The 26,461-nt window shown below is 45.2% G+C and carries 23 protein-coding genes; 4 read left to right on the forward strand and 19 right to left on the reverse strand.

Annotation, left to right across the window (positions count from 1 at the left end):
• Nucleotides 1-16 precede the first annotated feature (16 nt).
• The 13 genes from OCV56_RS14685 to pilM all read right to left on the reverse strand — a co-directional run bounded on the left by OCV56_RS14685 (nucleotide 17) and on the right by pilM (nucleotide 13,372).
• A complete protein-coding gene (locus OCV56_RS14685; protein ID WP_086715770.1) occupies nucleotides 17-1,117 on the reverse strand; it encodes a porin in 1,101 nt (366 codons plus the stop codon).
• 585 nt (nucleotides 1,118-1,702) lie between these two features.
• Nucleotides 1,703-2,719, reverse strand: a complete 1,017-nt coding sequence (trpS, locus tag OCV56_RS14690; protein WP_016796005.1) for a tryptophan--tRNA ligase — start codon at nucleotides 2,717-2,719, stop codon at nucleotides 1,703-1,705.
• A 176-nt stretch (nucleotides 2,720-2,895) separates the two neighbouring features.
• Entirely contained in the window at nucleotides 2,896-3,582 is a 687-nt protein-coding gene (locus tag OCV56_RS14695; protein ID WP_086715772.1) for a phosphoglycolate phosphatase, read from the reverse strand.
• A 118-nt stretch (nucleotides 3,583-3,700) separates the two neighbouring features.
• Nucleotides 3,701-4,375: a ribulose-phosphate 3-epimerase gene (gene rpe, locus OCV56_RS14700; protein ID WP_017068835.1), complete on the reverse strand. Its 675-nt coding sequence runs from the start codon at nucleotides 4,373-4,375 to the stop codon at nucleotides 3,701-3,703.
• 204 nt (nucleotides 4,376-4,579) lie between these two features.
• Complete coding sequence (locus OCV56_RS14705; protein ID WP_086715773.1) at nucleotides 4,580-5,425, reverse strand: Dam family site-specific DNA-(adenine-N6)-methyltransferase; 846 nt, start codon at nucleotides 5,423-5,425, stop codon at nucleotides 4,580-4,582.
• A gap of 69 nt (nucleotides 5,426-5,494) precedes the next feature.
• Entirely contained in the window at nucleotides 5,495-7,012 is a 1,518-nt protein-coding gene (locus OCV56_RS14710) for an SPOR domain-containing protein (protein ID WP_086715775.1), read from the reverse strand.
• Between the two features lie 79 nt (nucleotides 7,013-7,091).
• Nucleotides 7,092-8,180: a 3-dehydroquinate synthase gene (gene aroB / locus OCV56_RS14715; protein WP_086715777.1), complete on the reverse strand. Its 1,089-nt coding sequence runs from the start codon at nucleotides 8,178-8,180 to the stop codon at nucleotides 7,092-7,094.
• A gap of 25 nt (nucleotides 8,181-8,205) precedes the next feature.
• Complete coding sequence (gene aroK, locus OCV56_RS14720; protein WP_009848907.1) at nucleotides 8,206-8,724, reverse strand: shikimate kinase AroK; 519 nt, start codon at nucleotides 8,722-8,724, stop codon at nucleotides 8,206-8,208.
• A gap of 176 nt (nucleotides 8,725-8,900) precedes the next feature.
• Nucleotides 8,901-10,595: a type IV pilus secretin PilQ gene (locus OCV56_RS14725; protein WP_190960479.1), complete on the reverse strand. Its 1,695-nt coding sequence runs from the start codon at nucleotides 10,593-10,595 to the stop codon at nucleotides 8,901-8,903.
• 59 nt (nucleotides 10,596-10,654) lie between these two features.
• The gene (locus tag OCV56_RS14730; RefSeq protein ID WP_086715781.1) at nucleotides 10,655-11,173 is read right to left on the reverse strand and encodes a pilus assembly protein PilP; all 519 of its coding nucleotides are present in this window, start codon (nucleotides 11,171-11,173) and stop codon (nucleotides 10,655-10,657) included.
• A complete protein-coding gene (locus OCV56_RS14735; RefSeq protein ID WP_086715787.1) occupies nucleotides 11,160-11,771 on the reverse strand; it encodes a type IV pilus inner membrane component PilO in 612 nt (203 codons plus the stop codon). The genes OCV56_RS14730 and OCV56_RS14735 overlap by 14 nt, the downstream gene beginning before the upstream one ends.
• Complete coding sequence (locus OCV56_RS14740; protein WP_086715791.1) at nucleotides 11,764-12,363, reverse strand: PilN domain-containing protein; 600 nt, start codon at nucleotides 12,361-12,363, stop codon at nucleotides 11,764-11,766. Before OCV56_RS14740 ends, OCV56_RS14735 begins: the two co-directional genes overlap by 8 nt.
• The gene (pilM, locus tag OCV56_RS14745; protein ID WP_086715793.1) at nucleotides 12,347-13,372 is read right to left on the reverse strand and encodes a type IV pilus assembly protein PilM; all 1,026 of its coding nucleotides are present in this window, start codon (nucleotides 13,370-13,372) and stop codon (nucleotides 12,347-12,349) included. Before pilM ends, OCV56_RS14740 begins: the two co-directional genes overlap by 17 nt.
• Nucleotides 13,373-13,523: 151 nt before the next feature.
• On the opposite strand from pilM, the gene OCV56_RS14750 reads away from it, so the two are divergent.
• Nucleotides 13,524-16,082: a penicillin-binding protein 1A gene (locus tag OCV56_RS14750; protein ID WP_167373191.1), complete on the forward strand. Its 2,559-nt coding sequence runs from the start codon at nucleotides 13,524-13,526 to the stop codon at nucleotides 16,080-16,082.
• A 93-nt stretch (nucleotides 16,083-16,175) separates the two neighbouring features.
• Here OCV56_RS14750 and oxyR read toward each other — a convergent pair whose 3' ends face one another.
• Entirely contained in the window at nucleotides 16,176-17,069 is an 894-nt protein-coding gene (gene oxyR / locus OCV56_RS14755) for a DNA-binding transcriptional regulator OxyR (protein WP_086715797.1), read from the reverse strand.
• A 220-nt stretch (nucleotides 17,070-17,289) separates the two neighbouring features.
• On the opposite strand from oxyR, the gene OCV56_RS14760 reads away from it, so the two are divergent.
• Nucleotides 17,290-18,018: a glutathione peroxidase gene (locus OCV56_RS14760; RefSeq protein ID WP_048659171.1), complete on the forward strand. Its 729-nt coding sequence runs from the start codon at nucleotides 17,290-17,292 to the stop codon at nucleotides 18,016-18,018.
• Between the two features lie 278 nt (nucleotides 18,019-18,296).
• Entirely contained in the window at nucleotides 18,297-19,763 is a 1,467-nt protein-coding gene (locus OCV56_RS14765; RefSeq protein ID WP_086715799.1) for a dihydrolipoyl dehydrogenase, read from the forward strand.
• Between the two features lie 370 nt (nucleotides 19,764-20,133).
• Here OCV56_RS14765 and OCV56_RS14770 read toward each other — a convergent pair whose 3' ends face one another.
• Nucleotides 20,134-20,481 (reverse strand): RidA family protein, encoded by a 348-nt coding sequence (locus OCV56_RS14770; protein ID WP_004737155.1) that lies wholly within the window; start codon nucleotides 20,479-20,481, stop codon nucleotides 20,134-20,136.
• A gap of 87 nt (nucleotides 20,482-20,568) precedes the next feature.
• Here OCV56_RS14770 and OCV56_RS14775 point away from each other — a divergent pair, with 87 nt between their 5' ends.
• Nucleotides 20,569-20,817: a DUF3624 domain-containing protein gene (locus OCV56_RS14775; protein WP_086715801.1), complete on the forward strand. Its 249-nt coding sequence runs from the start codon at nucleotides 20,569-20,571 to the stop codon at nucleotides 20,815-20,817.
• A gap of 254 nt (nucleotides 20,818-21,071) precedes the next feature.
• Here OCV56_RS14775 and argH read toward each other — a convergent pair whose 3' ends face one another.
• The 4 genes from argH to argC all read right to left on the reverse strand — a co-directional run bounded on the left by argH (nucleotide 21,072) and on the right by argC (nucleotide 26,424).
• Nucleotides 21,072-22,946: an argininosuccinate lyase gene (gene argH, locus OCV56_RS14780; RefSeq protein WP_048659175.1), complete on the reverse strand. Its 1,875-nt coding sequence runs from the start codon at nucleotides 22,944-22,946 to the stop codon at nucleotides 21,072-21,074.
• Between the two features lie 347 nt (nucleotides 22,947-23,293).
• Nucleotides 23,294-24,505: an argininosuccinate synthase gene (locus OCV56_RS14785; RefSeq protein WP_017061137.1), complete on the reverse strand. Its 1,212-nt coding sequence runs from the start codon at nucleotides 24,503-24,505 to the stop codon at nucleotides 23,294-23,296.
• A gap of 113 nt (nucleotides 24,506-24,618) precedes the next feature.
• Entirely contained in the window at nucleotides 24,619-25,407 is a 789-nt protein-coding gene (argB, locus tag OCV56_RS14790) for an acetylglutamate kinase (protein ID WP_086715803.1), read from the reverse strand.
• Nucleotides 25,408-25,419: 12 nt separating this feature from the next.
• Complete coding sequence (gene argC, locus OCV56_RS14795) at nucleotides 25,420-26,424, reverse strand: N-acetyl-gamma-glutamyl-phosphate reductase (protein WP_086715805.1); 1,005 nt, start codon at nucleotides 26,422-26,424, stop codon at nucleotides 25,420-25,422.
• Between the last annotated feature and the right edge of the window lie 37 nt (nucleotides 26,425-26,461).

Genomic DNA, 26,461 nt, shown 5'->3' on the forward strand with positions numbered 1-26,461 from the left:
TATCTCTCTGATTTAATTAGAAGTAAACACGTGCGTAAGCGTAAGCATCTTGAGCTGCTTCACCGGTGTTCCACTCAAGCGCGATCACGCTAGAGCGTGTTGGACGGTAGTTGACACCAAGCGTGCCCCATACGCGCTCATCACCCCAGCTGTACTTATCATTGCCTGATGCTGCTTGTTCATTGCGATTATCAATCGCCCACTCTTCATATTCTTCAAAGTTGTAAGATGCAGTGAATTCCCAGTTGTCGGTAAGCTGATATTTCGCTGAAGCGAGGTAGCCTTTGTTCTCTTGCGTCTCATACTCAGAGTACAAATTACATTCAATTATCCCTGTGTCAGGATTTGGGGTTTCAACAATACAACTACCGATATCTTCTTCTTCATAGAAAGCATTAACACCAAGGTGGAAAGTTTCTGTCACAGCAAGGCGCGCACCAGCACCTAATAGACGCTGCTCACCGTATTTCGATTTACCATCAGAACCACCGCGACCTTCCGCACCAGCAACGACAGAGAAGCGATCGCCAAAGTAACCAATGTAACCACTAACGACTTCACCAAGATCAGAGCCAGAAGAGGATTCAGCACGGTTGGTGTACGAAGCGCCAACTTTGATCGCGCCAAAGTACTTACCTTCATACTTTGCTGTCATGTCTTGGTCGCCAGCTTCACCTGTTTCAACCGTAGTATCGAAAGTGAAGTCACCCCACTTGTCGTAGTCATCAAATGCAGTATCGGTTAGACCTACCTCTACGTAGTGCTCTTGATTCTTGCTCTTGTAAAGATCGTAACCAATAAAAACCTTATCGATCGCCAGAACCATATCACCTGAACCGTATTCCCAGTTCTCACGCTCGTAGTCCAGCTCTAAGCGATAGTGCATCTTGTCGTTTTTGCCTTTCACACCCATTGTTGCGAATGAGTCATCAATGAAAGTTTGGTCTGCGTAAAATTCGCCATATTCATAGTTAGCACCAATATGGCCACCAACACCGACCTCACCATAGAGTTTTACGAAGTCACCACTTTCATCTTCATAGATGGTTACAGCATTTACTGCCGATGCCATGAATAAAGAAGAAATTGCTAGCGCCACTGCATTTCTTTTTAACATCACTTATATCCTTAAATTCAACACCCGTTATGGAATACCGTCCCAAGCCTGATTTTCTCGCAGAAATTTTACCTATTATTTTTTAAAATATGGTTTCATTCGAAATTTACGCGTAAAAAATCACAGATTCACCTGAGTGATTCTGAATGTAGCCAAATACATCTAGTTATATTAAACCTGTGTAATCTCTTATTTTTATGAAATTAGATAAAGCAATAAACACCATAAATGGGGGATGTTTCACATTTATGTCGCTGATATTTCGAGGGTGGTTATAAATCCAACATAATGAGTGATGTGCAATAGAGTATTTCATCTAAATGTTAAAAATGCCGCTACAGATCTCAGAAAATTAATTAAGTTGGTGTTAAGTGAATTATTAATAAGGACTGGTTTTATATTTAAAATAATTGGTACAACATAACAATTAAGGTGTATTTGATTACGTACGCTTACAAATATATATATCAATTACCGTTGTAATATATTGAACCAGTACATTCCTTTCTTTATAAAATAAAATCAGTAGAAACAAAAAGCCCCTGCACTAGGCAAGGGCTTTGGTGATTAACTTGATCGTTGAAGCTATGGGCGGGTTACAAAACCTACTGCTTCGTATGCTTTTTTCAGCGTTACTGCTGCGCGCTCAGACGCTTTTTCAGCACCGGCTTTCATTACTGCGTCCATGTAGGCACGGTCAGCACGGATACGGTGGTATTCAGCTTGAATCGGCTCAAGCATCTCAACCAATGCTGCGCCTACATCTTTCTTGAACGGACCGTACATCTCAACGCCTTGGTACTGCGCTTCGATCTCTTCAAACGTTTTACCCGTCGCTGCTGAGTAAAGGCCCATTAGGTTAGAGATACCCGCTTTGTTTTCCCAATCGTGAGCAATACGTGGCGGTGTTTCTGCATCGGTTTGCGCTTTGTTGATCTTCTTGATGATCGACTTAGGCTCTTCTAGCAGAGTAATCACGTTCTTACGGTTATCGTCCGACTTAGACATCTTCTTAGTCGCATCTTGCAGGCTCATTACACGTGCATTCACTGTTGGAATGTAAGGTTCTGGCACTTGGAAGATTGGCGTTTCAGGACCGTAGATGTTGTTAAAGCGAGTTGCAATATCACGCGCGAGCTCTAGGTGTTGTTTCTGGTCGCTACCTACAGGCACTTGATGTGCGCCGTAAAGCAGGATGTCTGCAGCCATTAACACTGGGTAGTCGTATAAACCTACGTTTACGTCGTTTGAGTGACGTGCAGACTTATCTTTGAACTGAGTCATACGGCTCAGCTCACCCATTTGTGTGTAACAGTTAAGAAGCCAACCAAGTTGAGCATGCTCTGGTACGTGTGACTGAACAAATAGCGTGCTCTTCTTTGGATCAACACCGACAGCAAGACAGATTGCTAGTGCGTCTAGAGTCGCTTCATGCAGTGCTTTCGGGTCTTGGCGAACCGTAATTGCGTGAAGGTCTACAACACAGTATTGGCAATCGTAATCATCTTGCATCTGTTGCCATTGACGTAGAGCACCCAAGTAGTTACCGATACTTAGTTCACCAGATGGTTGAACACCACTCAATACGATGGGCTTGCTCATGGTTTTAATTCCTTTGCTTATTCGCTTAGCGTCTTAACAACTCAGTTTTTAATAACTTCGTCAAAACATAGCTTCTTAACTTTAAAATAGAAAAGCCGTACAGCTCTTCTGTACGGCTTATCCAGTGTACTCATTGATAAGTATTTTGCTAGTAGGTTAGCTAACTTTTGTCCGCTTTATGCTGAAACTAGAACGACATCTAGTAATTGCGCGACGTTATCCGCAACATAGTCAGGGTTTGATGCTGAAATAGGCTCACCGTGGTTGTAGCCGTAAGTCAGACCAAACGAGTGACAGCCTGCATTCTTAGCCGCTTTAATATCGTTGCTTGAATCGCCAACCATCAGCATCTCTTCCGCTTTAACATTGTGCTTTTCTAGCAACCAGTTCAGCGCTACAGGATTTGGTTTTTTCTCTGGGAAAGAGTCGCCACCTAAAACATCAACAAAGTACTTATCGATACCGTGTTGCGCCAGAACGTCGGGTACAAACTTCGATGGCTTGTTGGTTACAAGCGCCATAGTGAAACCCGCTTTATGCAGCTCAGCCAGCGTCTCTTTTACTGATGGGTAAAGGTGGCTCAGCTTGTGGCCGCCCTGCTCGTAGAAATCATCAAACAGAATGCGCGCTTTCTTCAGCAGCTCGGGCTCTAGGCTTGGGTCTACGGTTAGGTTACGGCTGAGTGAACGCCCGATAAGCACGTCAGCACCATTGCCAACATAGTCGCGAACTTGTTCTTCACTCACTGAAGGGAAGCCTAGATCCTGACAAGCTTGGTCAGCGGCAACAGCCAAATCAGGCACACTGTCTAACAAGGTTCCATCCAAATCAAAGGCGATCAGTTTTATTGAGCTTAATGACATCTTACTTTCCTATTAATTATATTCGTCTTATGTGTTGAGCGATAAGACGTAAAAAAGGGGCCAATGAGCCCCTTTATCTAAATTTTTGATTTTAGGTCAACTGACCCTAGTTCTACTTTTATGCGTTAACTTTTGCAAGCTCTGCACGCATCTCATCAATCACTTCTTTGTAATCTGGTTGATTGAAGATAGCTGAACCTGCAACGAACATATCCGCGCCCGCTTCTGCGATTTCACGGATGTTATCAACCTTCACGCCACCATCAATCTCAAGGCGAATGTCACGGCCTGACTCATCAATTAACTTACGAACTGCACGTAGCTTATCTAGCGTGTGAGGAATGAAAGATTGACCGCCGAAGCCAGGGTTCACAGACATCAGTAGAATCATGTCTACTTTGTCCATGATGTAATCTAGGCAAGACAAAGGTGTTGCTGGGTTAAGAACGACACCCGCTTTACAGCCGTGTTCTTTGATTAGCTGTAGAGTACGATCGATGTGTTCTGATGCTTCAACGTGGAAGGTAATCATTGATGCGCCCGCTTTCGCAAACTCAGGCACAATGCTGTCGACTGGCTTAACCATTAGGTGAACGTCGATAGGAGCAGTAATACCGTAGTCGCGCAGCGCTTTACAGATAGGCGCGCCAAAAGTCAGGTTAGGTACGTAGTGGTTGTCCATCACATCGAAGTGCACAACATCAGCACCAGCTGCCAACACTTTTTCTACGTCTTCACCAAGACGAGCAAAATCTGCAGACAAAATCGATGGAGCGATTAGAAAATCTTTCATACCAAACCTCTTAAGAGTGAGTAAATTGCGAATGTCACCGCCTTGGTGATATCTCATACACAAATACAAGACTCAAGCCCAAGACTATTTGGTGTGCAATTCTACCTAAGCACCTAAGCAGATCCTAGCAGTTCGAAAGATTAGTTTAAGAAAGTATCCGTTGGTCACTCAATTTAATGAGTTTGGAGGCGATTCTGACCAGACCTATTCCGCGGATGTGTGTTGCTGATTTTTCTCTTTATGGAAAAGCGCCAGTAACTCATCAACTTTATTACGCCCAGCGCCGTTACGACTGATGGTGCGCTTCACCTTCACCACGTTCAGTTCCGCACCATGATATAAGCGACGCGTTAGTGTCGTATCGTGGTTTGAAATCAAAACAGGAATACCACGTTCCATTGCGGCTTTTTCAGCGACATCAGCCAAGGCTGCCTGATCATCTAAGCTGAAGCCATTACCTGCGTAAGAGGTAAAGTTAGCGGTATTTGATAGCGGTGCGTACGGAGGATCACAGTAAACCACGCAGCCTTTGCGAGCACGGCTAAAGGTTTCATGGTACCCCTCACAAACGAAAGTGGCCTTTTTCGCTTTCTCAGCAAAAAACTCCAGCTCGGCTTCTGGGAAGTAAGGTTTTTTGTAAGAACCAAAAGGAACGTTAAAACCACCCTTCTTGTTGTAACGACACAGGCCATTGAAGCCAAAGCGGTTCATATACAAGAAAGCAAGCGAACGATACATGACGTTGTCGGTATCGTTGAACTGAGCGCGAATATCTAGAAAGGCTTCTTTGCGATTGTTCTCAGGACAGAACCAACGCTTCGCTTCCGTGATATAGGTTTCAGGATCGGTTTTAAGTAGATTGTACAGGTTGATAAGATCGGGATTGATGTCTGCAAGCAGGTATTGTTCAAAATCAGTATTCAGGAATACTGAGCCGGCACCGACAAACGGTTCTACCAATTTACGAGCAGGTGGCAGGTGACGTTGGATGTCTTCAACTAGGCCATATTTACCACCAGCCCATTTTAGAAAGGCACGCTGCTTTTTCATTTACTGCTCTATCTATCAACACAAAAATAAGGCTGCGGAATGTAACATATTTTGAGGCTAAGCTCAGGGTTATTTCGCACGTTCTATCTCTCGATGCACTTGATTCATCGATTTTGCCCAAGGTTCCAACTGTTGAAGGGGTTTTGATAACGCACTTACCGCGTCTCTCGCCACTTGAATCGTTGGGTAATCTTGATAAGTGATGATAAACCACTTGGTGTCGTTACGAAGTGTTGGGTAGATGCGAACCTTGTTCTCAAGGTCATACTCTTCAATGAAGGATTGCACATCTTCCAATGAGGTCATCGCACTCAACTGCAAGGTATACGCGCGTGGCGAGATAGCTTGTAACTCTTCACGAGCAAATGAGAAGGTAATCTTTTTGGTCGGTGGTGTTGAATCAGTTAGGTCTGACTCTTCATCGACTGTTGGTTGTGGCTCGGCTTGTGCTGCATCAGGTTGTGCGCTAACCGCTTCCCCTGTGTTTTCCTCAACTGCCGCATCAATCGCGCTAGTATCGGCACTCTCAGGTTTATCATCAAGCAGAGCATCAACCACATCAGAGGTGATCACAACGCGTTGCTGATCTTGCTCGACTTCTCCAACACTCGCGGTATCTTCAACGACAGTCGGAGGCAGAGACGAACTATCATCATCCGCACCTTGGTAACTCATATCGGTTTCAGCTGCAGAGTCCACAGCTCCATCGACGCCAGTTTGTTCTGTGCCACTTTCCACTTCAAAGGTTGGAATAGCCGTCTGTTCAATCGGTGCGATAAGCGACTGCGCTTTATCGTCTGGTGTTGGTTGACTGAACATCCACCAATAACCACCACCAATTAACAACAGCAACAAGGCCACCACAATCGCGATATTGATTGGTGAGCCAATGATTGAGCGAATAATAATCCTTTTTTCCACTTTCAATTCTCCTAAAGCCATTAACTCGCCAGGCAGAGGTTGCGCTTTACTAAACGCACGTCGCACGCGAGTTTCAGACTCATCATCAACATATCGAATCACCAGTGATTCAAAGAAATGTTCAGCTTCTGGTTGCGAAAGATCATCGATTTCAAGATCGATAGGCTTGTGTTGTTGGCCGTAACTCAGACGTGTTAATAGCGTGTCTAAGTGACCCGTATCCGAGAATAGAACGATATTGATCGTCCATTGAGGGTTTGATTGAGCTTCCAGTACCAACATCCATAATTCGGATACCAATAGCTCAGAGAGTCGGTGGGCATCATCAACAACGATAACCACATTACACGAATCCCCATCCAGTAACCGAGTGAGGCTGTCAGATAAAGAATCATGTTGATTAAAGAGTGGATCAGAAACTATTTGGCTAAGAATAAGCGCGCGGCGTTGTTGATCGTCTTGGCTTGGGTGACAAAGCAGTAAGCACTGATTTTTTTCTGTCGACCACGCTTCAAGATAACGCTGAGCTAACCAAGAACGGCCTGAGCCAGTTTTACCAGCAACCGTGACTAGGTTTGAACCAAAGTTAGTCAAAAGTTGTAAGCGCTCTAGCAGCTCAACTTGAGATTCTAACTCTAATACTCTTAATTCATGAGCCAAACTCATTGGGGATCCCTACTGATAAGATCGATCAGTAAAACGCTTCAGTTGCCTAGAGTTTAACTAGGCAACCTCACAACCAAATTTAAAGAGTACGGCAGAAATCGATCGCTTGTTTAATGATGTCTTGAGGCACATCAGCGACCACTTCAGCAGTACCAATACTTGTTGGCAATACCAAACGTAACTGACCAGACAGCACTTTTTTATCGCGCATCATGTGCTTCATAAAGTCTTCAAAAGACATACTTTCTGGCGTATGGATTGGCAGTTTCGCATTCTTGAGTATAGAAATAATTCGCTCAAGTTGCTGCTGAGAGATCAGTCCCTGTAATTGAGCCGTTTTCGCTGCCATTACAGTGCCTGACGACACAGCTTCACCATGTAGCCAATTACCATAGCCTAGTTCTGCTTCGATCGCATGACCAAATGTATGACCTAGGTTCAATAACGCTCTGATTCCTGACTCTTTTTCATCTAGAGCCACCACTTCTGCCTTAATTGCACAACAACGAGCAATTGCGGTAATCAGTGCCTCTTCATCAAGTTGATAAAGTTTCTCTAGATTTTGTTCCAACCAATCAAAGAAGGCTTCATCGTAAATGATGCCGTATTTGATCACCTCAGCAATACCCGCTGCAAACTCACGCTCTGGAAGCGTTGATAAACAGTTAGTATCGATGATCACAGATTTCGGTTGGTAAAAAGCGCCGATCATATTCTTACCAAGGGGATGGTTTACTGCGGTTTTACCACCTACAGAAGAGTCCACTTGAGAAAGAAGTGTCGTTGGGATTTGAATGAAATCAATACCGCGCTGGTAACAAGAAGCAGCAAAACCGACCAAGTCACCGATAACACCACCACCTAAAGCAATCACCACCACATCGCGGCTGTAATTTCCTTCAAGCATGTAGCTCATCACTGAATTGAACGTTTCAAGGGTTTTGTACTGTTCACCGTCTGGCAACTCTAAAAGAGAAGTCTGACAGCCGACTTGATCCAATAGCGATATAATTTTATCAGCATAAAGAGGCGCTACTGTCACATTACTGATAACAACAACTTTCTGTTTGCCTGATAAAAAAGAAAGGTACGCCGGGTCTTCAAATAACCCGGCGCCAATAGAGATTGGGTAGCTACGCTCAGCTAGATTGACCGTAATCCGTTCCATGGGTTTGCTCTCCGAAAAAATGAACTTAACGTTCTTCTAGCATTTTTACGATCTGGTTGGCTACCACTTTTGCACTTTGGTCGTCAGTACGAACTGTGTAGTCCGCCACTTCTTCGTATAGTGCGTTGCGAGATACAGCTAGATCTTCTAGCACATCACGCGGGTTGTCTGTTTGAAGTAGAGGGCGTTTCTTGTCGCGGTTCGTGCGAGCAAGTTGCTTTTCAATTGTTGTCTCTAGGTATACAACAATGCCTCGTGCAGATAGACGGTTACGGTTTTCTTTGCTCAGCACTGAACCACCGCCTGTCGCAAGAACAATACCTTGTTCTTCTGTCAGATCGTTGATTACAGATTCTTCGCGCTTACGGAAACCATCTTCGCCCTCAACATCAAAAACCCATGCGATGTCTGCGCCAGTGCGCTCTTCGATCACAGTGTCAGAGTCTAAAAACTCCATATGAAGTTGGGAAGCTAGGTGTCTACCAATTGTACTTTTGCCGGCGCCCATTGGGCCAACAAGAAAAATATTGCGTTTCTCAGCCATGTTTTTAGCAGTAATTTACAACGTTAATTCAATGACATCGCCACAAGGTAGGTCAGTACAAGTACTGAAATTAAAAGGCCCGTGGCACCGATTCCTCACAGATAATTCGTGATAAGACCCGAAATTATCAAGGTTAGGTGCCACTAATGCAACTTTATTTTTAATCTAATTGTTCATTACTGAATCACAACTTTAGGCGTGACAAAAATAAGTAGTTCACTTTTACCCACATTTTCATAGCTGCGACGGAACAATGCACCCAAAACTGGCAGGTCTCCCAACAGAGGAACTTTATCCACCGTGCTGCTCACGCTATGCTGAAATATCCCGCCAAGAACGACCGTTTCACCATTATTAACAAGCACTTGCGTGCCTATTCTTTGCGTGTCAATTGCTACCGCTTCACCCGTTCCGGTTTTGACCACTTGCCCTGGTCTATCTTGAGTCACGCTCAAATCCAATACCAAACGATTGTCGGGTGTGATCTGCGGAGTCACCTTGAGGCTCAATACCGCTTTCTTAAATGCGACCGACGTTGCACCACTTGAAGAAGACTCTAAGTAAGGAATTTCAGTACCTTGCTCAATATAAGCGGGCTTTTTATTGGTGGTGATTAAGCGTGGGCTAGAAATAATCTCAGCTTTCGACTCTTGTTGCAGTGCCGACAGTTCAAGGTCGAGCAAAGTATCCGAGCCAAGCTTGGCGACCTGAAATGCAATGCTCGATGCATTCGGCGATGTCGCCCCCAAGTTAACGTTGAGGTAGTCATCAATCGCACTGTTGCCACCATCATCGTCATACGGTGTGATTTGTGATGGATGATTACCTTCTATTGAACCGCCAACGGTGAAGCTTCCGTTGGTCGAGGAAACACCCCAGCGCACGCCAAGCTCATCAAGATTACCCTCAGTGACGGTCACGATACGCGCCTCTATCTGCACCTGTTTCACGGGAATATCTAAGGATTCAATGATGCCTCGTATCACGGCAATGTTCTCCTCCAACTCACGAATCAACAAAGAGTTAGTGCGCTCATCAATGGTAATCGAACCGCGATCAGATAACATGCTTACCGCGCCTTCACCGCCAATCATATCGGCAATGTCGGTGGCTTTAGCAAAGTTAATCTTGATGATTTCTGACTTAAGCTCCCCCAACTCCTCTTCCAAACGAGACTTCTCTAACGCTTGTTGCTCTCGAAGATCGAGCTCCGCTTTTGGCGCAACCAGGATGACATTGCCATCAACACGCTTATCCAAGCCTTTAACTTGCAAGATAATGTCGAGAACTTGCTGCCAAGGTACGCCATCTAAGCGTAACGTCAGGTTTCCGGCTACCGAATCAGACACGACGAGATTGAAATCGTTATAGTCGGCAATCAACTGCAGGACGTTCCGTACTGGAATATCTTGAAAGTTAATCGATATCAACTTGCCCTCTTTCTCTAGAATGCTTTTTTCTTTAGACGCTTCATCGATAACAGGTTTGCTGATCACGACCTCAATAAAACGATCTTTTAGGTTGTATTCATACTGATAGTCACTCGCGATTGTCACCAACAGTCGTGTGCTTGGCGTCTCTTTATAGACTTCGATGCCTTCAACTAAAGTAGCGAAGTCTTTCACATCCAGAAGATAGAGCTTGTCGTCATCAACTTGAGTATTGATTAACTCGATACTTAAGCCTTCCTGAGCACGTTGAACATCCACCACAGCGGTGCTCGTCGCTAGCTCAATGATGATAACAGCGTCTTTATCCTTGTTTACCCTAAAATCAATACTCTCTAATTTATTAGGTAAGCTCTCGGCATGGCTGAGCATGCTAAAAACCAATATCACAGACACAATTAAGCCTTGCAGCCCTTTGTTCATTAACTCACTTATTCCTTTAATCATATTTACATCTCATATCCACATCATGTGACACTGGTTTACTTCAGAGCCAGCCTAACGTTGCGCTTATGCCAACAACCTAAGCCGTCTGGAAGAGTTTCATTAATCTGAACGTACTGGCTCGTCACCTTAGTAACTCGGCCATTGTTTAAGCCGATAAACTGGCCTTTCTTGACGTTTACCACGTTGCCTTTCGGTGTTTGCACTAGCCCAAACACATTTGACCCACTGCCCATCACGCCTCTCAAACGCAACTTGCTGAGTGGGTACTTTTCTAACTTGCCGTTACGAGAGCGAGCGCTCGGTTGCCAACAATCTTTCTTAACCAAAGGCTGATTTTGCACAATGGCTTCTTTGGGAAGCTCAAAGGGAGGACGAAAGGCTCGGCGCTGATAAGTCGCAGCCAAGAATTCAGTCGCAGGGACAAGTTGCTCGACGTCTTTTCTCGCCTTGGCTTCAACCTGCACCACAAAGTCTTCGAGTGAATCTTGATTGGCTTTGCAGCCTGACAGTGCAAGCAGCAACACGATTGAATAAAACGCGCTATTGGATTTCATCATTAACCTCCGACTTAAACTGGTAGGTATAAGCTCGAACCCTAAAGTGCAGCGTGCTGCTTTCTTGGCTGACTCGTTGCCAATTCACATCATCAAAGCTGATGATACGCGGCAGCTTGGCGATAGCCGCAGAGAAGTCGCCTATCTCGTGGTAGTCACCTGTCAACTCGATATTGAGCGGTAAACGATAGAGAAACTCCTTGTTCTGCTTTTGTCCCCAATCGATTCGAGTGAAAGTCAGCGAATTATCCAAGCCGAGTTCATTCACTGACGCCAACATACTGGCTAGCTCTTTTTGAACAGGGAGCTGCTCTAACAGGTAATCGTAGCGACTGGTTAGCTCATCCAGCTGGCTCTGTAACTTAGGCAGAGCCGCAACCTTGTTGGCCTTTATTCGCAAGGTCGTTTTTAAGGTCTGCTCTTGCTGCTTCATCTGTTGCAGTTCATCGTCGAGCGGCAGCACATAAAGCCAGGTTCCGATACCTTGGATTAATACTACCAACACCAGAATGACTAGGAGTTGAGGCAACAGCGGCCACTCGGTGATCTCATCAACATCAAGATCCTGAAAACTCATCCTGTTTTGAAGGTTAGCCATGATTCGCCTCCTTCCCTTTACGGCTCGCACTAGTACTTTCTAAAGAAACTGGACTGAACACAAAAGAGACCTTGAAGGTCTGGAACTCTTTATTAAAGCGCTTGCGGTTATGAACGATAGAGTGCATCTCAACCCCTTTCAGTGATTCAGAACGCTCTAGGTTATCCAACATGGTGGCGAGACGAGCGGTACTATCGCTGATGCCCGACATTTCAATCTCCTGACCATTCATCTTTATCTTGTCGACATACACGCCCTCAGGAATTAGCTCCGGCATCAAGTTCATAAAGTCGGTGGTCTTATTGCGGCCAAGCTGTAAAGACTCAACCACATCAAGTCGAGTCAGAATGGCTTTGTGCTCTTGTTCCGCGACTTTTAATGACTGAATTTGTCGGTCGAGCTCAGCGATATACTGATTGAGATAGTTGAGGCGCGCTTGCTGCTTGGTTTGTTGGTCGTGAAAGTAGTTACCAACCGCCCATTGCCCACCAAGCGCAATAATGACACCAAGAATGACCAAGTGGATAAAACGCTTCTTGTGTTGAGTGCGAATCTCATCACGCCAAGGAAGCAAGTTAATTTGATGCAACATGCTTCTCTCCCTGCCACTTGAGTCCACTCATCGCCATACCTGCCGCAATACCAAAGTGTTGCCAGTCCATCGACAGTCGGCGTCTCTTGGCAACCTTATTCTCAAACAACGACAAAGGATTCAATGACTCGCAGCTCATCTGAAAATGGCGTTCTAGCTCTTCGGTTACCATAGGGATGCTGGCGCCTTCACCCATCAGCCAGATCCCAGAGATAGATTGCTGCGCATGTCCCGAAGAATAGAGCTGCAATTGACGTTTGAGCTTCTGAATCAGGTTAACAATGAATTGATGTGTGTCTTCCGTGGTGCCGAAAGCACACTCCATATCACTAGGGTCGTCATGACTACGAAGATCTTTGGTACCAAAACCGATGTCTTTGTAAAACGGTACCGAACCTTGTGGAATAATACCTAGCGACGTTTGATCGATTCCAACATCCACCAGCAGCCAGTTTTTCTTTTCAGGATACAGGCGCGAGGCCAATTGCCAGATATTAAGCAACCCATGCGCTTGCGTATCCACCACAACAGGCTTAAAGCCAGCCTTAGTTAATGCATCCGCTCGGCTATCCACCACTTCCTTACGAGTTGCGTATATTTGATAACTGCTTGTCGAACCTTTGCCAAATCGTTTGTCTTCCAGCTTTACAAAATCTAAACTCAGCTCCTCAATAGGAAAGGGAGATTGATGAGCAAAGGTTTGATAGATCGAAAACTCTTTTTCTCTGTCTTCTAACTCACTCTCTATTTGCAGTACTTTGCTGATCACCGTGTTATCAGGTACCGAAATGGCGACGTTGCGACAGCCAAAAGGCAGTTCTTTCCTAAGTTCTTTAAGTTTCTTAACAGTTTTCTGATACTCCAAAGTATGGTTAGCTGTAAAAATGTCGTCCGAAATCGGCAGCTCTTTGTATCCCACTAGGGCATACAACTCCCCCACGGGTTTTAGTACCACGGCTTTGATGCTGTGATGATTTATATCTATACCTGTAATTAATGATGAACCCATGTGACCTAGCTCCTGAAGTGCCAAGCATTTCGTTGATTATCTAGGGGTTGTGATTATTAGTTAAATAAGCGTTAATAAACGAAAGCTAAGTTTTTAGCCTAGAGTACAAGGGTTTGCTGCTTATCAGCCTTAACTAATCAGGGATTATCCGGTGAAGTTCATAAAGCGATTATTCATATTTACATTGATTTGCATGATTCTTGGAGTCAGTACAATTTTTGGGTTTTATTACTACGTAAAACCAGAGTTGCCTGATGTTGCCACTTTGCGCGACGTAGAACTCCAAACACCGATGCAAGTCTTCAGTCAAGACGGTAAGTTGATCTCTCAATTTGGTGAAAAGCGTCGCAATCCAGTCACTTATGATGAGATTCCTCGCCACTTAGTTGAGGCTTTGATTGCTACCGAAGATAGCCGTTTCTACGAACACCCAGGTATTGACCCAATCGGTATTACTCGTGCAGCGATCGTGGTTGCTATGTCGGGTTCAGCTAAACAAGGTGCGAGTACCATTACTCAGCAGCTTGCGCGTAACTTCTTCTTATCTAATGAGAAAAAGATCATGCGTAAGATTAAAGAGATCTTCATTGCGATCCACATTGAGCAACTTCTCAGTAAAGAAGAGATCATGGAGCTGTACGTAAACAAGATTTTCCTTGGTCACCGATCGTATGGCTTTGGCGCTGCAGCGCGTGTTTATTTCGGTAAGGATCTTCCCGATCTAACCCTGAGTGAAATTGCTACGCTTGCAGGTATGCCAAAAGCACCTTCTACGATGAACCCTATTTACTCTATTGAGCGTGCAACCAACCGTCGTAACGTGGTATTGCGTCGTATGTTAGACGAGAAGTACATCACTCAAGCAGAGTTCGATGAAGCTCGCAGTGAAGAACTTATCTCGAAATACCACGGTGCAGAGATTGAACTCAGTGCGCCGTACGTTGCAGAAGTTGCACGTGCTTGGATGGTGGAACGCTATGGCGAAGCCGCTTATACATCTGGTATGAAGGTCTACACGACCGTTGATTCAAAACTACAGAAAGCAGCTAACCAAGCCGCGATTAAGAACCTACTTGGCTACGACGAACGTCACGGCTACCGTGGTGCAGAAAAAGTATTGTGGCAAACCGAGCAATCAGCTTGGGATCATGAAAAGATCGTTAAACACCTTAAATCTCAGCCAACCTATGGTGACCTAGTCCCTGCTGTTGTTACTTCAGTTGATTCGAAAAGCGCTCAGGTTTGGGTTAAAAACCAAGGCGAAGGCACTATCGAATGGCAAGGCATGAACTGGGCGCGTAAATTCCTAACAGACAACCGCCAAGGCCCTGCGCCTTCTCAAGCAAAAGAGATTTTAGCTGTTGGTGAACAAGTTTGGGTTCGCCATGAAGCCATCACTGGTGACGAAGTCTCTGATGAGCCTACAGAAGAAGCAACGACGGAAACTGAAACACCTGTTGTGTGGCGACTAAGCCAAGTACCTAATGCGAACACTGCATTTGTGGCAATGAATCCGAACAACGGCGCTGTGTTGTCGATGGTGGGTGGCTTTAACTTCGTTCACAACAAATTCAACCGTGCGACGCAATCTATTCGTCAAGTGGGTTCTGGTATCAAACCTTTCATTTACTCAGCAGCAATTGAGAAAGGTTTAACGTTGGCATCACTGATCAACGATGCGCCGATCAACCAGTGGGATAAGAGTCAAGGTACGGCATGGCGACCAAAGAACTCGCCACCAACTTACGTCGGCCCTACTCGCTTGCGTATTGGCTTAGCTCAATCGAAAAACGTGATGGCGGTACGTGTACTGCGTGAAGTTGGCTTAGATGACACTCGTAACTACCTAACTCGCTTTGGTTTTGATATCGATGAAGTGCCTCGTTCTGAAACTATTGCACTAGGTGCTGGTAGCTTAACGCCAATGAAAGTAGCGCAAGGTTACTCAGTATTCGCGAACGGTGGTTACTACGTTGAACCTTTCTACATCAGCCGCGTTGAGACTCCATTTGGCGAGACTGAGTTTGAAGCAACACCAAAAGTTGTCTGTAAAGAAGATTGCAAACAAACCATCACGACCGATCCAATGGCGGATGAATTTGCCGAGCAAGATGTGGATGCGAAAGTTCAATACGCTCCTCAAGTTATCTCTGAGCAGAACGCATTCCTAGTTCGTGAAATGATGTACAGCAACATCTGGGGCGGCGGTGATTGGAGCGCGGGTACCGGTTGGAATGGTACAGGTTGGCGTGCTCAACCACTGAAACGTCGTGATATTGGCGGAAAAACCGGTACTACCAACGACTCGAAAGATACTTGGTACAGCGGCTACGGCCCAGGCATGGTTGCAACGGTATGGGTTGGCTTTGATAACCACAACCGTAACCTAGGTCGTACTAAAGCGAACTCTAACCTTGGTAAGAACCAGATTACTGGTGCGGAAGCTGGCGCGAAAACAGCAGAGCCTGCATGGGTTGATTTCATGGGGACTGCACTGGCTGGTGTTCCAGCGCAACGCAAAGAGATTCCAGAAAACATCGTTCGCGTTCGTATTGACCGTGATACAGGCTTACTGACCAACAAGTTCGATAGCTCATCAATGTTTGAGTACTTCGAGAAAGGCACAGAGCCTACTGAGTACATCACTGAGCGTTTCAATGATGATATCTACTCCACCTCTTCAGGTGAAACGGTAGAAGAACTGTTCTAGATAGTTTTTTTGAACCTAACGACATGAGCAAATAAAAAGGGTTGATATGAATTCATATCAACCCTTTTTTGTATCTGCTATACGGAGATGAAGCTAAACGACCTTTTCCAATTGAGTGCGAATAGTCTCCGCCAGTTGCTCAAAGCGTCCTTTCAATGGAGAGCCCGGACGGTATGCAACCACAATACGACGTGAAGGCGTTGGGTTTACTGCAGGCACGTAGCACACACCATCTTTCTGCTTTTCCTTTGGTACCGATAACTGAGGTAGCAAGGTAATCCCCGCGCCTGCCGCGACCATGTTACGAAGCGTCTCTAAGCTGGTCGCTTTAAAACGCTCATCATCTTTTGCACCCGCAGCAAAGCAGAACCCTAGAGCTTGGTCTCTTAAACAGTGGCCATCACCAAGTGCTAATACTGTTTGTCCATTGAGTTGAAGCATATCAATGGTGTCTTGCTGAGCCCACTCGTGGTCACATGGAACTGCGACACTTAATGGCTCGTCATACACATCAATCTCTTTGAACACCGCGGTTTCATCAACCGCAGCCAGTACCAAGCAGTCCAGCTTTCCATCTTCCAATTGGCTCACTAATTGATGGGTTTGGGCTTCATGCAGGTACAGCTCTAACTCAGGAAAGCTCTCTTTCAGGTGAGGGACAATCTTAGGCAGAATGTAAGGACCCACGGTTGGGATGAAACCAATGTGCATTGGTCCGGTCATCGCTTCACCGTGTCCACTCGCCATATCCTTAAAAGTCTTCACTTCGTTGAGAATACGCTTAGCTTGTTCAACAAGTTGTAACCCTGATTCTGTAAATATGACCTTCCTTGGACTACGCTCGGTTAACTGAAGTCCGATTTCATCTTCTAGTTTGCGTATTTGACCGCTTAGTGTCGGCTGACTGACAAAGCACGCTTCTGCCGCTTTTCGGAAGTGTTTGTGCTCTGCGAGCGCCACCAAGTATTCAAAGTCACGAATGTTCATGATCAGTCTCTTACCTCAGGTTTAATAAGAACAAGGTTTTTCATAGCAACATTTAAAAGAAAATGCTCTTGATAGAATTTACCTATCAAAACCATAACATCAAACGATTAGAGCTATCAAAGGATTTATCTAATAATGGGCTCAACGAAACGAAACAGAGCAAAGAAAAACGTTAAGCTCTGATAGAACAAAATTAAAAATACTATTTAAGGAAATCAATATGTTTGCATCTAAAGAAGGTCAATCAATCCCTCAAGTAACATTCCCAACTCGCCAAGGTGATGCATGGGTTAACGTAACGACTGAAGAGCTATTCAAAGACAAAACAGTTATCGTATTCAGCCTACCAGGCGCGTTTACGCCAACTTGTTCGTCAAGCCACCTTCCTCGTTACAACGAACTACATTCAGTGTTCAAAGAGAACGGTGTTGATGACATCCTTTGTGTTTCTGTAAACGACACGTTCGTAATGAACGCATGGAAAGCAGACCAAGAAGCGGAAAACATCACATTCATCCCAGACGGTAACGGCGACTTCACAGACGGCATGGGCATGCTAGTTGAGAAAAACGACATCGGCTTCGGCAAACGTTCATGGCGCTACAGCATGCTGGTTAAAAACGGCGTGGTAGAAAAAATGTTCATCGAAGAAGACGTACCAGGTGACCCGTTCAAGGTTTCAGATGCTGATACTATGCTTAACTACCTTGCTCCTGAGCACAAAGAGCAAGAGTCAATCACAGTATTCACTAAGCCAGGTTGCCCATTCTGTATGAAAGCAAAACAGAACCTAATCGACAAAGGTCTGAACTACGAAGAAGTCGTACTAGGCAAAGACGCAACAACAGTAAGCCTACGTGCAATCTCTGGTCGCACAACAGTTCCTCAAGTTTTCATCGGTGGCAAACACATCGGTGGCAGCGAAGAACTAGAAGCTTTCCTAGGTTAATTACTTAGGAGCTAACATCTGCTAACCCACCCTCTTGTGGGTTAGCGATTCCAAACCACTCTCACGTGAGCTTTGGAAAAGAATATAGCTTGTGACTCGCCCGTCTTTAACTAACCTATAGTTAGTAACAAGAAGCAGTTAGTAACAAAAAGCAGAACCACAAGCTAAACCTAATAAAACAGAATCACAAAACAGACCCGTTATCCTGACTCTCAAAAAAATCACCAGAGTTGGAGGGGTTCGTTCAAACTAAATTTAGCCATTGCGAGAAAATTATTATGAAACAAGTCAATGTAGATGTAGCAGTTATCGGGGGCGGTACGGCAGGTCTAGGTTCTTACCGCGCTGCAAAAGCACACACTGACAGTGTCGTGATGATTGAAGGCGGTCCTTACGGTACAACCTGTGCTCGCGTTGGTTGTATGCCATCTAAACTGCTTATTGCAGCTGCAGAAAGCGTGCACCAAATCGAGAAAGCTCCGGCTTTTGGCGTTCACCCACAAGGTGATATCGTAATTAACGGTCGTGAAGTAATGGAGCGAGTGAAGTTTGAGCGTGACCGTTTTGTTGGTTTTGTTTTAGAAGGCGTAGATGAAATCCCAGAGCAAGACAAGATCTCTGGCTATGCAAAATTCTTAGACGACAACACGCTGCAAATTGATGATCATACGGTTGTGACGGCTAAGCGTATTGTTATCGCGACAGGTTCGCGCCCTGCATACCCTGCAGTTTGGAATGAACTTGGCGACCGCCTAATCATTAATGATGACGTGTTCAGCTGGGATGATTTACCAGAATCAGTTGCCGTATTTGGCCCTGGCGTTATTGGCCTGGAGCTTGGTCAGTCACTGCACCGCTTAGGTGTGGAAACCAAACTGTTCGGTTTGGGTGGTCAAGTTGGCCCAGTAACCGACCCAGAGATCATGGCTTACGCAGACAAAGCCTTCAATGAAGAGTTCTACCTAGATGCCGACGTAAAAATCGAAAGCATGAAGCGTATTACCACTGAATCGGGTGAGCCACGTGTCGAAATCCAGTTCATTAATAAGCAAGGTGAGCTAGAAACTAACGTCGTTGAGTACGTACTGGCAGCGACAGGCCGTCGTCCAAACACAGACAAACTTGGTCTAGAGAATACCTCTCTTGAGCTTGATGAACGTGGTGTGCCAGTTGCAGACCACTACACACTACAAACATCGTTGCCATCAGTATTCATTGCGGGTGATGCAAGCAACCAACTGCCTCTGCTACATGAAGCAGCAGACCAAGCACGCATTGCGGGTGATAACGCAGGTCGCTTCCCAGAGATTCGTGCAGGCCTACGCCGCTCTAAAATCTCTGCGGTATTCTCTGACCCGCAAATAGCAATGGTTGGCGAAACCTACAAAGAGATCACCACCCGCTTAGGCACATGTGGCTGTTTCGCAACGGGTGAAGTGTCTTTCGAGAACCAAGGTCGTTCACGAGTGATGCTACGCAACAAAGGTATTCTGCACGTTTACGGCGAGCAAGGTACAGGCCGCTTCCTTGGTGCTGAGATGATGGGACCAAACGCAGAACACTTGGCTCACTTACTAGCATGGGCACACCAGAACAAGATGACGGTTTCTGAGATGCTAGACATGCCGTTCTACCACCCCGTAATTGAGGAGGGTGTACGAACAGCGCTGCGTGACCTCAATGCGAAACTGCACCTAGGTCCAGAGATGGTGAAACACTGTCTAGACTGTGGTCCAGGTTGTTAATCTCGGTCGATTGAGACAGAACGCATAGATTAGATACTAAAAAGGAAAGCCATTGGCTTTCCTTTTTGTTTTTTGGCAACGAGCAAATAACAGATTCCCGATTACGCTCCTTCGTCGCTTTCGGGAATGACGTTGATTTAGTTAAGCAACTAAGCCAAAACTTAATACGTCATTCCAGAACTAAGGGACGAAGTATCTAGAGTCTCTGTCACACATAAACAGAAACTCCCGACCACACTCCTCCATCACTATCGTGAATGACGTTGATTTAGTTAAGCAACTAAGCCAAAACTTAATCCGTCATTCCAGCACTGAGGGACGAAGTATCTGGAATCTCTTAAACCGTTACTTATTGCTAAATGCGAGAGAATTACTTCTCAGCTGCAATCACAGAGATCTCAACCAGTAGTGCCTCACGAGCCATGTCGCCAGTCACACATGCGCGAGCTGGAGCGTGACCTTCTGGAACCCATGCATCCCATACTGCGTTCATTTCTTGGAAGTCTTTCATGTCTTTCAAGTAAATGGTTGCTGACAGCATGTGCTCTTTGTCGCTGCCTGCTTGCTCAAGTAACGCTTCTACTTTATCCAGCATCGTCTGTGTTTGCTCTGTAATGCCTTTTGTTGCATCCGCACAAACTTGGCCACATAGGTAGATAGTACCGTTGTGTTTAACAATACGGCTCATGCGTTGCTTGGTTTCTTGGCGCTCAATCATCGATCTTCTCTCTCTATGTCACCGTGATCCAATATCTTGTGACGTGGTATTATCAGGGCAATAAGCATAACGCGAATCAAGCCCAAGATGACATGTCTTCATTGCAATAAAAATGAAAAAATCTTCAACAAACTCGGTCGTTGCCAACGTTGTATGAATCAGCTCACGGTGTTGTCGATATTAAGTTGGGGAGTATGGTGGCTGTTTTTCAGGGAAGGCCCAAAAACCATCAACGCCATCGCTTTGATGATGGCAGCTTTCGCATTCAGTGGCTTATTGTCGTTGCATTGGATAATGAAGTTTTTGGTGCTGCCTTTAAGGAACAAAAAGCGTTAGCAGCAGTGTTTGTTAGATAGGCAATAATGGTTAGATGATAGGTTCAATACTCCGATAATTGGTCACAACAATCGAACGAGTATAATTTCCCAAACAGCAGATAGAAAAAAGCCCCAGAACCAATCGATTCTAGGGCTTTCTTAGAAAATTCTAAGAAAAAGCAGTGGTACTTTAATAGACCGGGCTTTTCTTAGTTTGTTCCCAAAAAAGATCAGATTTTTGATCTTTTTTTTAGGGACTATAAAATCAATGCCTTATGCAACATTCACCTTAGCAATTATCTGCTCGACCAAGTTCACTTCCAACGCCACTTCATCACACGCATGTTGACGAGGACACTGGTCACAATCTTTCAATACCTTCTCAGGTAGCAGAGATTTCGATGTCGGTAAGAAGTCATGCTTCATAAAGAACTCAGGAGTACGAGTCAGTACGAACACTTTCTTGATTGCCATTTGGCGAGCCTTCTCAACAAGGTGCTGCACGATTGCAGTCCCCTGCCCTTGACCTTGCCAGCCAGCTTCAACACCCAACGAACGAATTTCCGCTAAGCCAGAGTCATACACATAAAGTGATGCACAACCTGTCACTTCACCATGATGTTCTGCGACAGCGAATGAGCCAATATCACGCACCAGTTCATTACGAGAGCGAGGCAGGTTTTCACCCATGTTCGCCCAGTAAGCCACCATGCCTTCCAATGCTTCAATGTCAGTCAAACGAGCAGGACGAACCTTAACGATAGAGGTGTCACGCTGCGCCAAACGTTTCTCAGCTTGGTCTACTGCGTAAGCCACTTGCTGTGGTGATACACCACCTAATGCGCTACGTTTTTCAAGACACGATTCAATGGTCAGAATGTCATACACATCCTCTTCAATCACCTCAGAGAACTCTTTCATCTCTGCGATGGTTAATTCTTCTAGTGCACAGCCTTTAGCAATCGCCGCGACGACTGTTACACCAACAATGTGGTGAGCTTCACGGAAAGGAATGCCTTTCGCTACTAGGTAATCAGCCAGCTCTGTTGAGTTCGCGTAGCCTTGTTTCGCAGCTTCAAGTGTACGTTCGCCGTTCACTTTAATGCCGTCAAAACAAAGAGCAGCCATTTCCATACAATCATTCCAAGTGTCTAAAGCGTCGAACAGACCTTCTTTATCTTCTTGCATGTCTTTGTTGTACGCCAAAGGCAGAGCTTTTACTGTCATCATCATTGCTGCTAATGAACCGTAAACACGACCAGTTTTGCCACGGATAAGTTCTAGCGCATCCGGATTTTTCTTTTGTGGCATCAGAGATGAACCTGACGTCACGGTATCCGCTAACTCGATAAAGTTTGATTCACCTGAGTTGTAGAAAATCATATCTTCTGCAAGACGCGAAAGGTGAAGCATAGAGATAGAAGCGATCGACATCAGCTCCATCACATGGTCACGGTCAGATACTGAATCTAGAGAGTTGCGCGTTGCACGACGGAAACCTAAGTTGTGAGCTAACTCTTCACGGTCCATCGGGTAAGCGGTTCCTGCAAGGGCACCAGAACCCAGCGGACATGTATCTAGACGCTTAATCGCATCATTCAAACGAGAATAATCACGCTCAAGCATTTCAACGTAAGCCAAGCACCAGTGAGCAAAAGTTACCGGCTGAGCACGCTGAAGGTGAGTGTAGCCAGGAAGCACGGTTTCTTGATGCTGAGAAGCAACATTCACCATTTGGCTCTGTAGGCGATCCAATGCCAATAGCAGTTGGTTACCTTGCTGACGACACCATAGTTTCAGGTCTGTAGCCACTTGGTCATTACGAGAGCGGCCAGTGTGAAGCTTTTTGCCCAAATCACCGACTTTGCCGATAAGTTGTTGCTCAACCCAGCTGTGAATATCTTCTGCATCAGAACGTAGAATCTGTTCAGGATCTTCCATCACCTCAAGTTTTAGCTCATTCAGCGCTAACTCAAGCTTCTGTTGCTCTTCTTCTGTTAATACGTTGACCGACAGTAGAGCTTTAGACCAGGCAATTGAGCCCACAATGTCTTGCTCAGCCAATCGGTAATCAAAACGAAGAGAATCGTTAAAATCTTTGAACCGGGTGTCTGCTGCTTGGGTAAATCTACCGCCCCATAATGCCATTGTGTATCTCCTAATTGCACAGTGCTCACTGTTTTTGCAAATGATAATTCTGATTAAGATTCAGTATTTTTCTGATGGTTTAAACTTACGGCAATTCAAAATGAAAATAAAGTATTAATTCATTTTTTTAACATATTTATTCACCAAAAGATTCATCCATTGATTCTTTACAGCGTAGAGCGCGAATTATATGCCATCCCATAGTAAAAACCGAAGCTGATTTATTAGGCGATTAGAAAGTAAAAAGCCCACTCACTAATCAATAGTGAGTGGGCTTTGCATAATAATGTCTGTTTACTGGCCTTCAACCTTTCGCTAAAAGCTAGCTCGCTAACTCATTGTTAGGATTACTTTTGGCTATTCAGGGCACGAATACGGCTTGATAGCGAGTAAAGACGGATGAAGCCTTCAGCGTGGCTTTGGTCGTAAACTTCATCTTCACCAAAGGTTGCAAACTCTTCTGAGTACAGGCTGTTGTCAGAACGCTTCTGAGTCACCGTTGCATGGCCTTTGTAAAGTTTGATAACCACTTCACCATTCACGTCTTGTGCTAGCTCTTCTGTCGCTGCAAGGATTGACTTACACAGTGGAGTGAACCAACGACCGTCGTATACAAGGTGAGAAGCTTTAACACCCAGCTCTTCACGGAATTCGAATGCCGCTTTATCAAGAACCAGTTGTTCTACTGCGCGCAGTGCTTCCATCATGATTGTGCCACCCGGAGTTTCGTAACAACCACGAGACTTCATGCCAACAAGACGGTTTTCTACGATATCGATACGACCAACACCGTGCTTAGCACCCTTCTCGTTTAGGTAAACCAGTGCGTTGTATGGCGTCATTGTTTCACCATCTACCGCTACCACTTCGCCTTTTTCAACTTTAAGCGTCACTGTTTCAGATTCGTTTGGCGCTTGCTCTGGGTCTACAGTCCAAGCCCAGCAATCTTCGTTAGGTGCGTTCCATGTATTTTCTAGAACGCCACCTTCTGTTGAGATGTGCCATGCGTTTGCATCACGCGAGTAAATCTTAGTAAGAGAAGCGGTACAAGGGATGTTACGCTCTGCTAGGTAATCTAGACACTCTTCACGGCTCACTAGATCCCACTCACGCCATGGTGCAATTACGTGTAGGTCTGGTGCTAGTGCTGCGAATGCACCTTCAAAACGAACTTGGTCATTACCTTTACCAGTACAACCGTGACACAGCGCGTCAGCACCTACTTTACGTGCGACTTCAACCTGCGCTTTCGCGATGATTGGACGAGCCATAGAAGTACCTAGTAGGTATTTGCCTTCGTAGTAAGCGCCTGTTTTTAGTGTTGGGTAGATGTAATCTGCCACCATCTCTTCTTTAAGGTCTGCGATGTAACACTCAGAAGCACCAGAAGCTTTCGCTTTCTCCTCGATACCAATCAACTCTTCGTCGCCTTGACCAACATCCGCGACAAACGCAACCACTTCACAGTCATAATTTTCTTTCAACCATGGGATGATTACTGATGTGTCTAGACCGCCAGAGTAGGCTACTACAACTTTCTTTACGTTAACTTTGCTCATTTTCTTTCTCCTAGTTTCCATACTGCACATGGCGGTCAGCGTTGGAAATGACTTCATAATTATATGTTTATTTAATTTGTCTAAATTCTTTAAGCAGTGACTCGTTGTGAGAACTACTGAGGTAAAAACTGTGTTCCTATGCTTTTACCTGAAAACAGTTGTGTTAGCTTTTCTGGATATCGCCAAGTAGCCACTTCGATTGGTCGTCCGAGGTCGTTAGCGGCTTCTAGTGCGGCTTGAACCTTAACGATCATGCCGTCAGTAATCACTTTACCAGCAATAAGGTCATCGGCTTGTTGTTGATTAAGGCTTGGAATGAGGTGCCCTTTGCCATCCAACACACCACTTACATCAGAAAGAAGTACTAGCTCAGCATCAAGTGCGCCAGCAACGGCAACCGCAGCTTGGTCGGCATTGACGTTCATCAGTTGCCCTTGCTCTGTTAGACCAATAGAGCTAATGATTGGCAGTGAGCCAGCATTAAGAATCGCTTGCAGGACGGTTGAGTCGCCCGGCTCCGCTTTTCCTACTGCACCCAACTCAGGGTTCAGTTCGCTCACTTTGCATAAACCACCATCTGCTAGGCTCAAACCAACGGCATTGATACCGTCTTTAATCGCCTGACCTTGCAGTAATTTATTCGCCGTACCCGCTAGTGCACCAGCAATCACAGGGATCTGATCATAAGGAGTAACACGTAGCCCTTCTTTCTTAACGGTTTCGAGGTTCAATTTATTCATCAAATCATCAACAAGGTAACCACCACCGTGAACAATCACGATTGGTCGTTGTGCCTGTTGTTGGTAAGCAGAGATAGCACCAAATAACTTGCTAAGTGTTTCACCACAAGATAGCGCAGCGCCACCTAACTTTATGATTAATGGTTGATTATTAAGGCTCATATCTAGATTTCCTTACACTAACGCAGTTAATGGCGCAAAACCATAACGTAAATTTAAACACTGCATCGCTTGGCTAGATGCACCCTTTAATAAGTTATCAATCGCTGAAACAACGATGATATGTTGACCTTGAACCTTCCAACCTAAATCACAGAAAGGTGTCTGTTCTACATCTTGAATTCTTGGCAATGTCTCTTCGAGTAATCTCACCGCAGGTTTACCTTGGTAAGCTTGCTCAAAGGCATCTTGTATCTGTTGTTCTGTCACGCCTTCAGCCAATTTCATGGTGATGGTCGCCAAAATACCGCGCTTAAAGTTGCCGAGGTGCGGAGTGAAAATCACATCACATCCTAAGTGTGCAGCCATTTCAGGTTGATGACGGTGATTGAACACGCCGTAAGCTTGCAGACTCACTTCGCAGAAACTGTTAACCATGGTCGCCTTACGACCTGCTCCTGTAACACCACTCGTTGCGTTAATCACAGGCCATTGGTTCTCGTCCAGTAACTTAGCGTCAACCAAAGGCTTAATCGCCAGTTGTGATGCCGTTGGGTAACAACCTGCGACTGCAACAAGCTGAGCTTCTTTTATTTCTTGTTCGTTCCATTCAGCTAAGCCGTAAGCCGCTTTATCTAGCCACTGTTCGTGTTGGTGTTCAAAACCGTAAAACTCTTGGTAGAAGTTTTCGCCTTTAACTCTAAAAGCACCCGATAAGTCGAATACTTGGCAATCATTCTCTAGAAAGATAGGAGCTAGGTCGTGGCTTACTTCGTGTGCAGTAGCTAAGAAAATCACATCAGACTGCTTTGCCACTTCTTCTGGATTCGTTAATGGTTGTACTGGCATATCAATCAAGCCAGCCAACTTACCGTGTAGCGATGCAATAGGTTTACCTGCGTCTACACTATTGGCTGAGACATACAAACCTGATAGCGTGAGCTCAGGGTGTCTGTTTATCATTAGAGCCAGTTCTGCTCCTGTGTAGCCGCTTGCGCCAATGATCGTGGTTTTCAACATCTCAACACATCCATTTCTGAGGTAAGTTACATTTCAA

This window comes from Vibrio gigantis (assembly GCF_024347515.1).
In the GTDB taxonomy this organism is placed as follows: domain Bacteria; phylum Pseudomonadota; class Gammaproteobacteria; order Enterobacterales; family Vibrionaceae; genus Vibrio; species Vibrio gigantis.

Excerpts from the sequence above, each read along its gene's own strand:
- OCV56_RS14695 (WP_086715772.1), bottom strand. The coding sequence starts at position 3,582 with ATGTCATTAAGCTCAATAAAACTGATCGCCTTTGATTTGGATGGAACC.
- OCV56_RS14775 (WP_086715801.1), top strand. The coding sequence starts at position 20,569 with ATGACATGTCTTCATTGCAATAAAAATGAAAAAATCTTCAACAAACTC.
- argB (WP_086715803.1), bottom strand. The coding sequence starts at position 25,407 with ATGAGCCTTAATAATCAACCATTAATCATAAAGTTAGGTGGCGCTGCG.
- OCV56_RS14740 (WP_086715791.1), bottom strand. The coding sequence starts at position 12,363 with ATGTTGCATCAAATTAACTTGCTTCCTTGGCGTGATGAGATTCGCACT.
- OCV56_RS14730 (WP_086715781.1), bottom strand. The coding sequence starts at position 11,173 with ATGAAATCCAATAGCGCGTTTTATTCAATCGTGTTGCTGCTTGCACTG.
- OCV56_RS14735 (WP_086715787.1), bottom strand. The coding sequence starts at position 11,771 with ATGGCTAACCTTCAAAACAGGATGAGTTTTCAGGATCTTGATGTTGAT.
- argH (WP_048659175.1), bottom strand. The coding sequence starts at position 22,946 with ATGGCATTATGGGGCGGTAGATTTACCCAAGCAGCAGACACCCGGTTC.
- oxyR (WP_086715797.1), bottom strand. The coding sequence starts at position 17,069 with ATGAACATTCGTGACTTTGAATACTTGGTGGCGCTCGCAGAGCACAAA.
- OCV56_RS14710 (WP_086715775.1), bottom strand. The coding sequence starts at position 7,012 with ATGAGTTTGGCTCATGAATTAAGAGTATTAGAGTTAGAATCTCAAGTT.
- OCV56_RS14770 (WP_004737155.1), bottom strand. The coding sequence starts at position 20,481 with ATGATTGAGCGCCAAGAAACCAAGCAACGCATGAGCCGTATTGTTAAA.
- OCV56_RS14760 (WP_048659171.1), top strand. The coding sequence starts at position 17,290 with ATGTTTGCATCTAAAGAAGGTCAATCAATCCCTCAAGTAACATTCCCA.
- OCV56_RS14765 (WP_086715799.1), top strand. The coding sequence starts at position 18,297 with ATGAAACAAGTCAATGTAGATGTAGCAGTTATCGGGGGCGGTACGGCA.
- aroB (WP_086715777.1), bottom strand. The coding sequence starts at position 8,180 with ATGGAACGGATTACGGTCAATCTAGCTGAGCGTAGCTACCCAATCTCT.
- OCV56_RS14685 (WP_086715770.1), bottom strand. The coding sequence starts at position 1,117 with ATGTTAAAAAGAAATGCAGTGGCGCTAGCAATTTCTTCTTTATTCATG.
- trpS (WP_016796005.1), bottom strand. The coding sequence starts at position 2,719 with ATGAGCAAGCCCATCGTATTGAGTGGTGTTCAACCATCTGGTGAACTA.
- OCV56_RS14705 (WP_086715773.1), bottom strand. The coding sequence starts at position 5,425 with ATGAAAAAGCAGCGTGCCTTTCTAAAATGGGCTGGTGGTAAATATGGC.
- rpe (WP_017068835.1), bottom strand. The coding sequence starts at position 4,375 with ATGAAAGATTTTCTAATCGCTCCATCGATTTTGTCTGCAGATTTTGCT.
- pilM (WP_086715793.1), bottom strand. The coding sequence starts at position 13,372 with ATGGGTTCATCATTAATTACAGGTATAGATATAAATCATCACAGCATC.
- OCV56_RS14785 (WP_017061137.1), bottom strand. The coding sequence starts at position 24,505 with ATGAGCAAAGTTAACGTAAAGAAAGTTGTAGTAGCCTACTCTGGCGGT.
- OCV56_RS14725 (WP_190960479.1), bottom strand. The coding sequence starts at position 10,595 with ATGAACAAAGGGCTGCAAGGCTTAATTGTGTCTGTGATATTGGTTTTT.
- aroK (WP_009848907.1), bottom strand. The coding sequence starts at position 8,724 with ATGGCTGAGAAACGCAATATTTTTCTTGTTGGCCCAATGGGCGCCGGC.
- argC (WP_086715805.1), bottom strand. The coding sequence starts at position 26,424 with ATGTTGAAAACCACGATCATTGGCGCAAGCGGCTACACAGGAGCAGAA.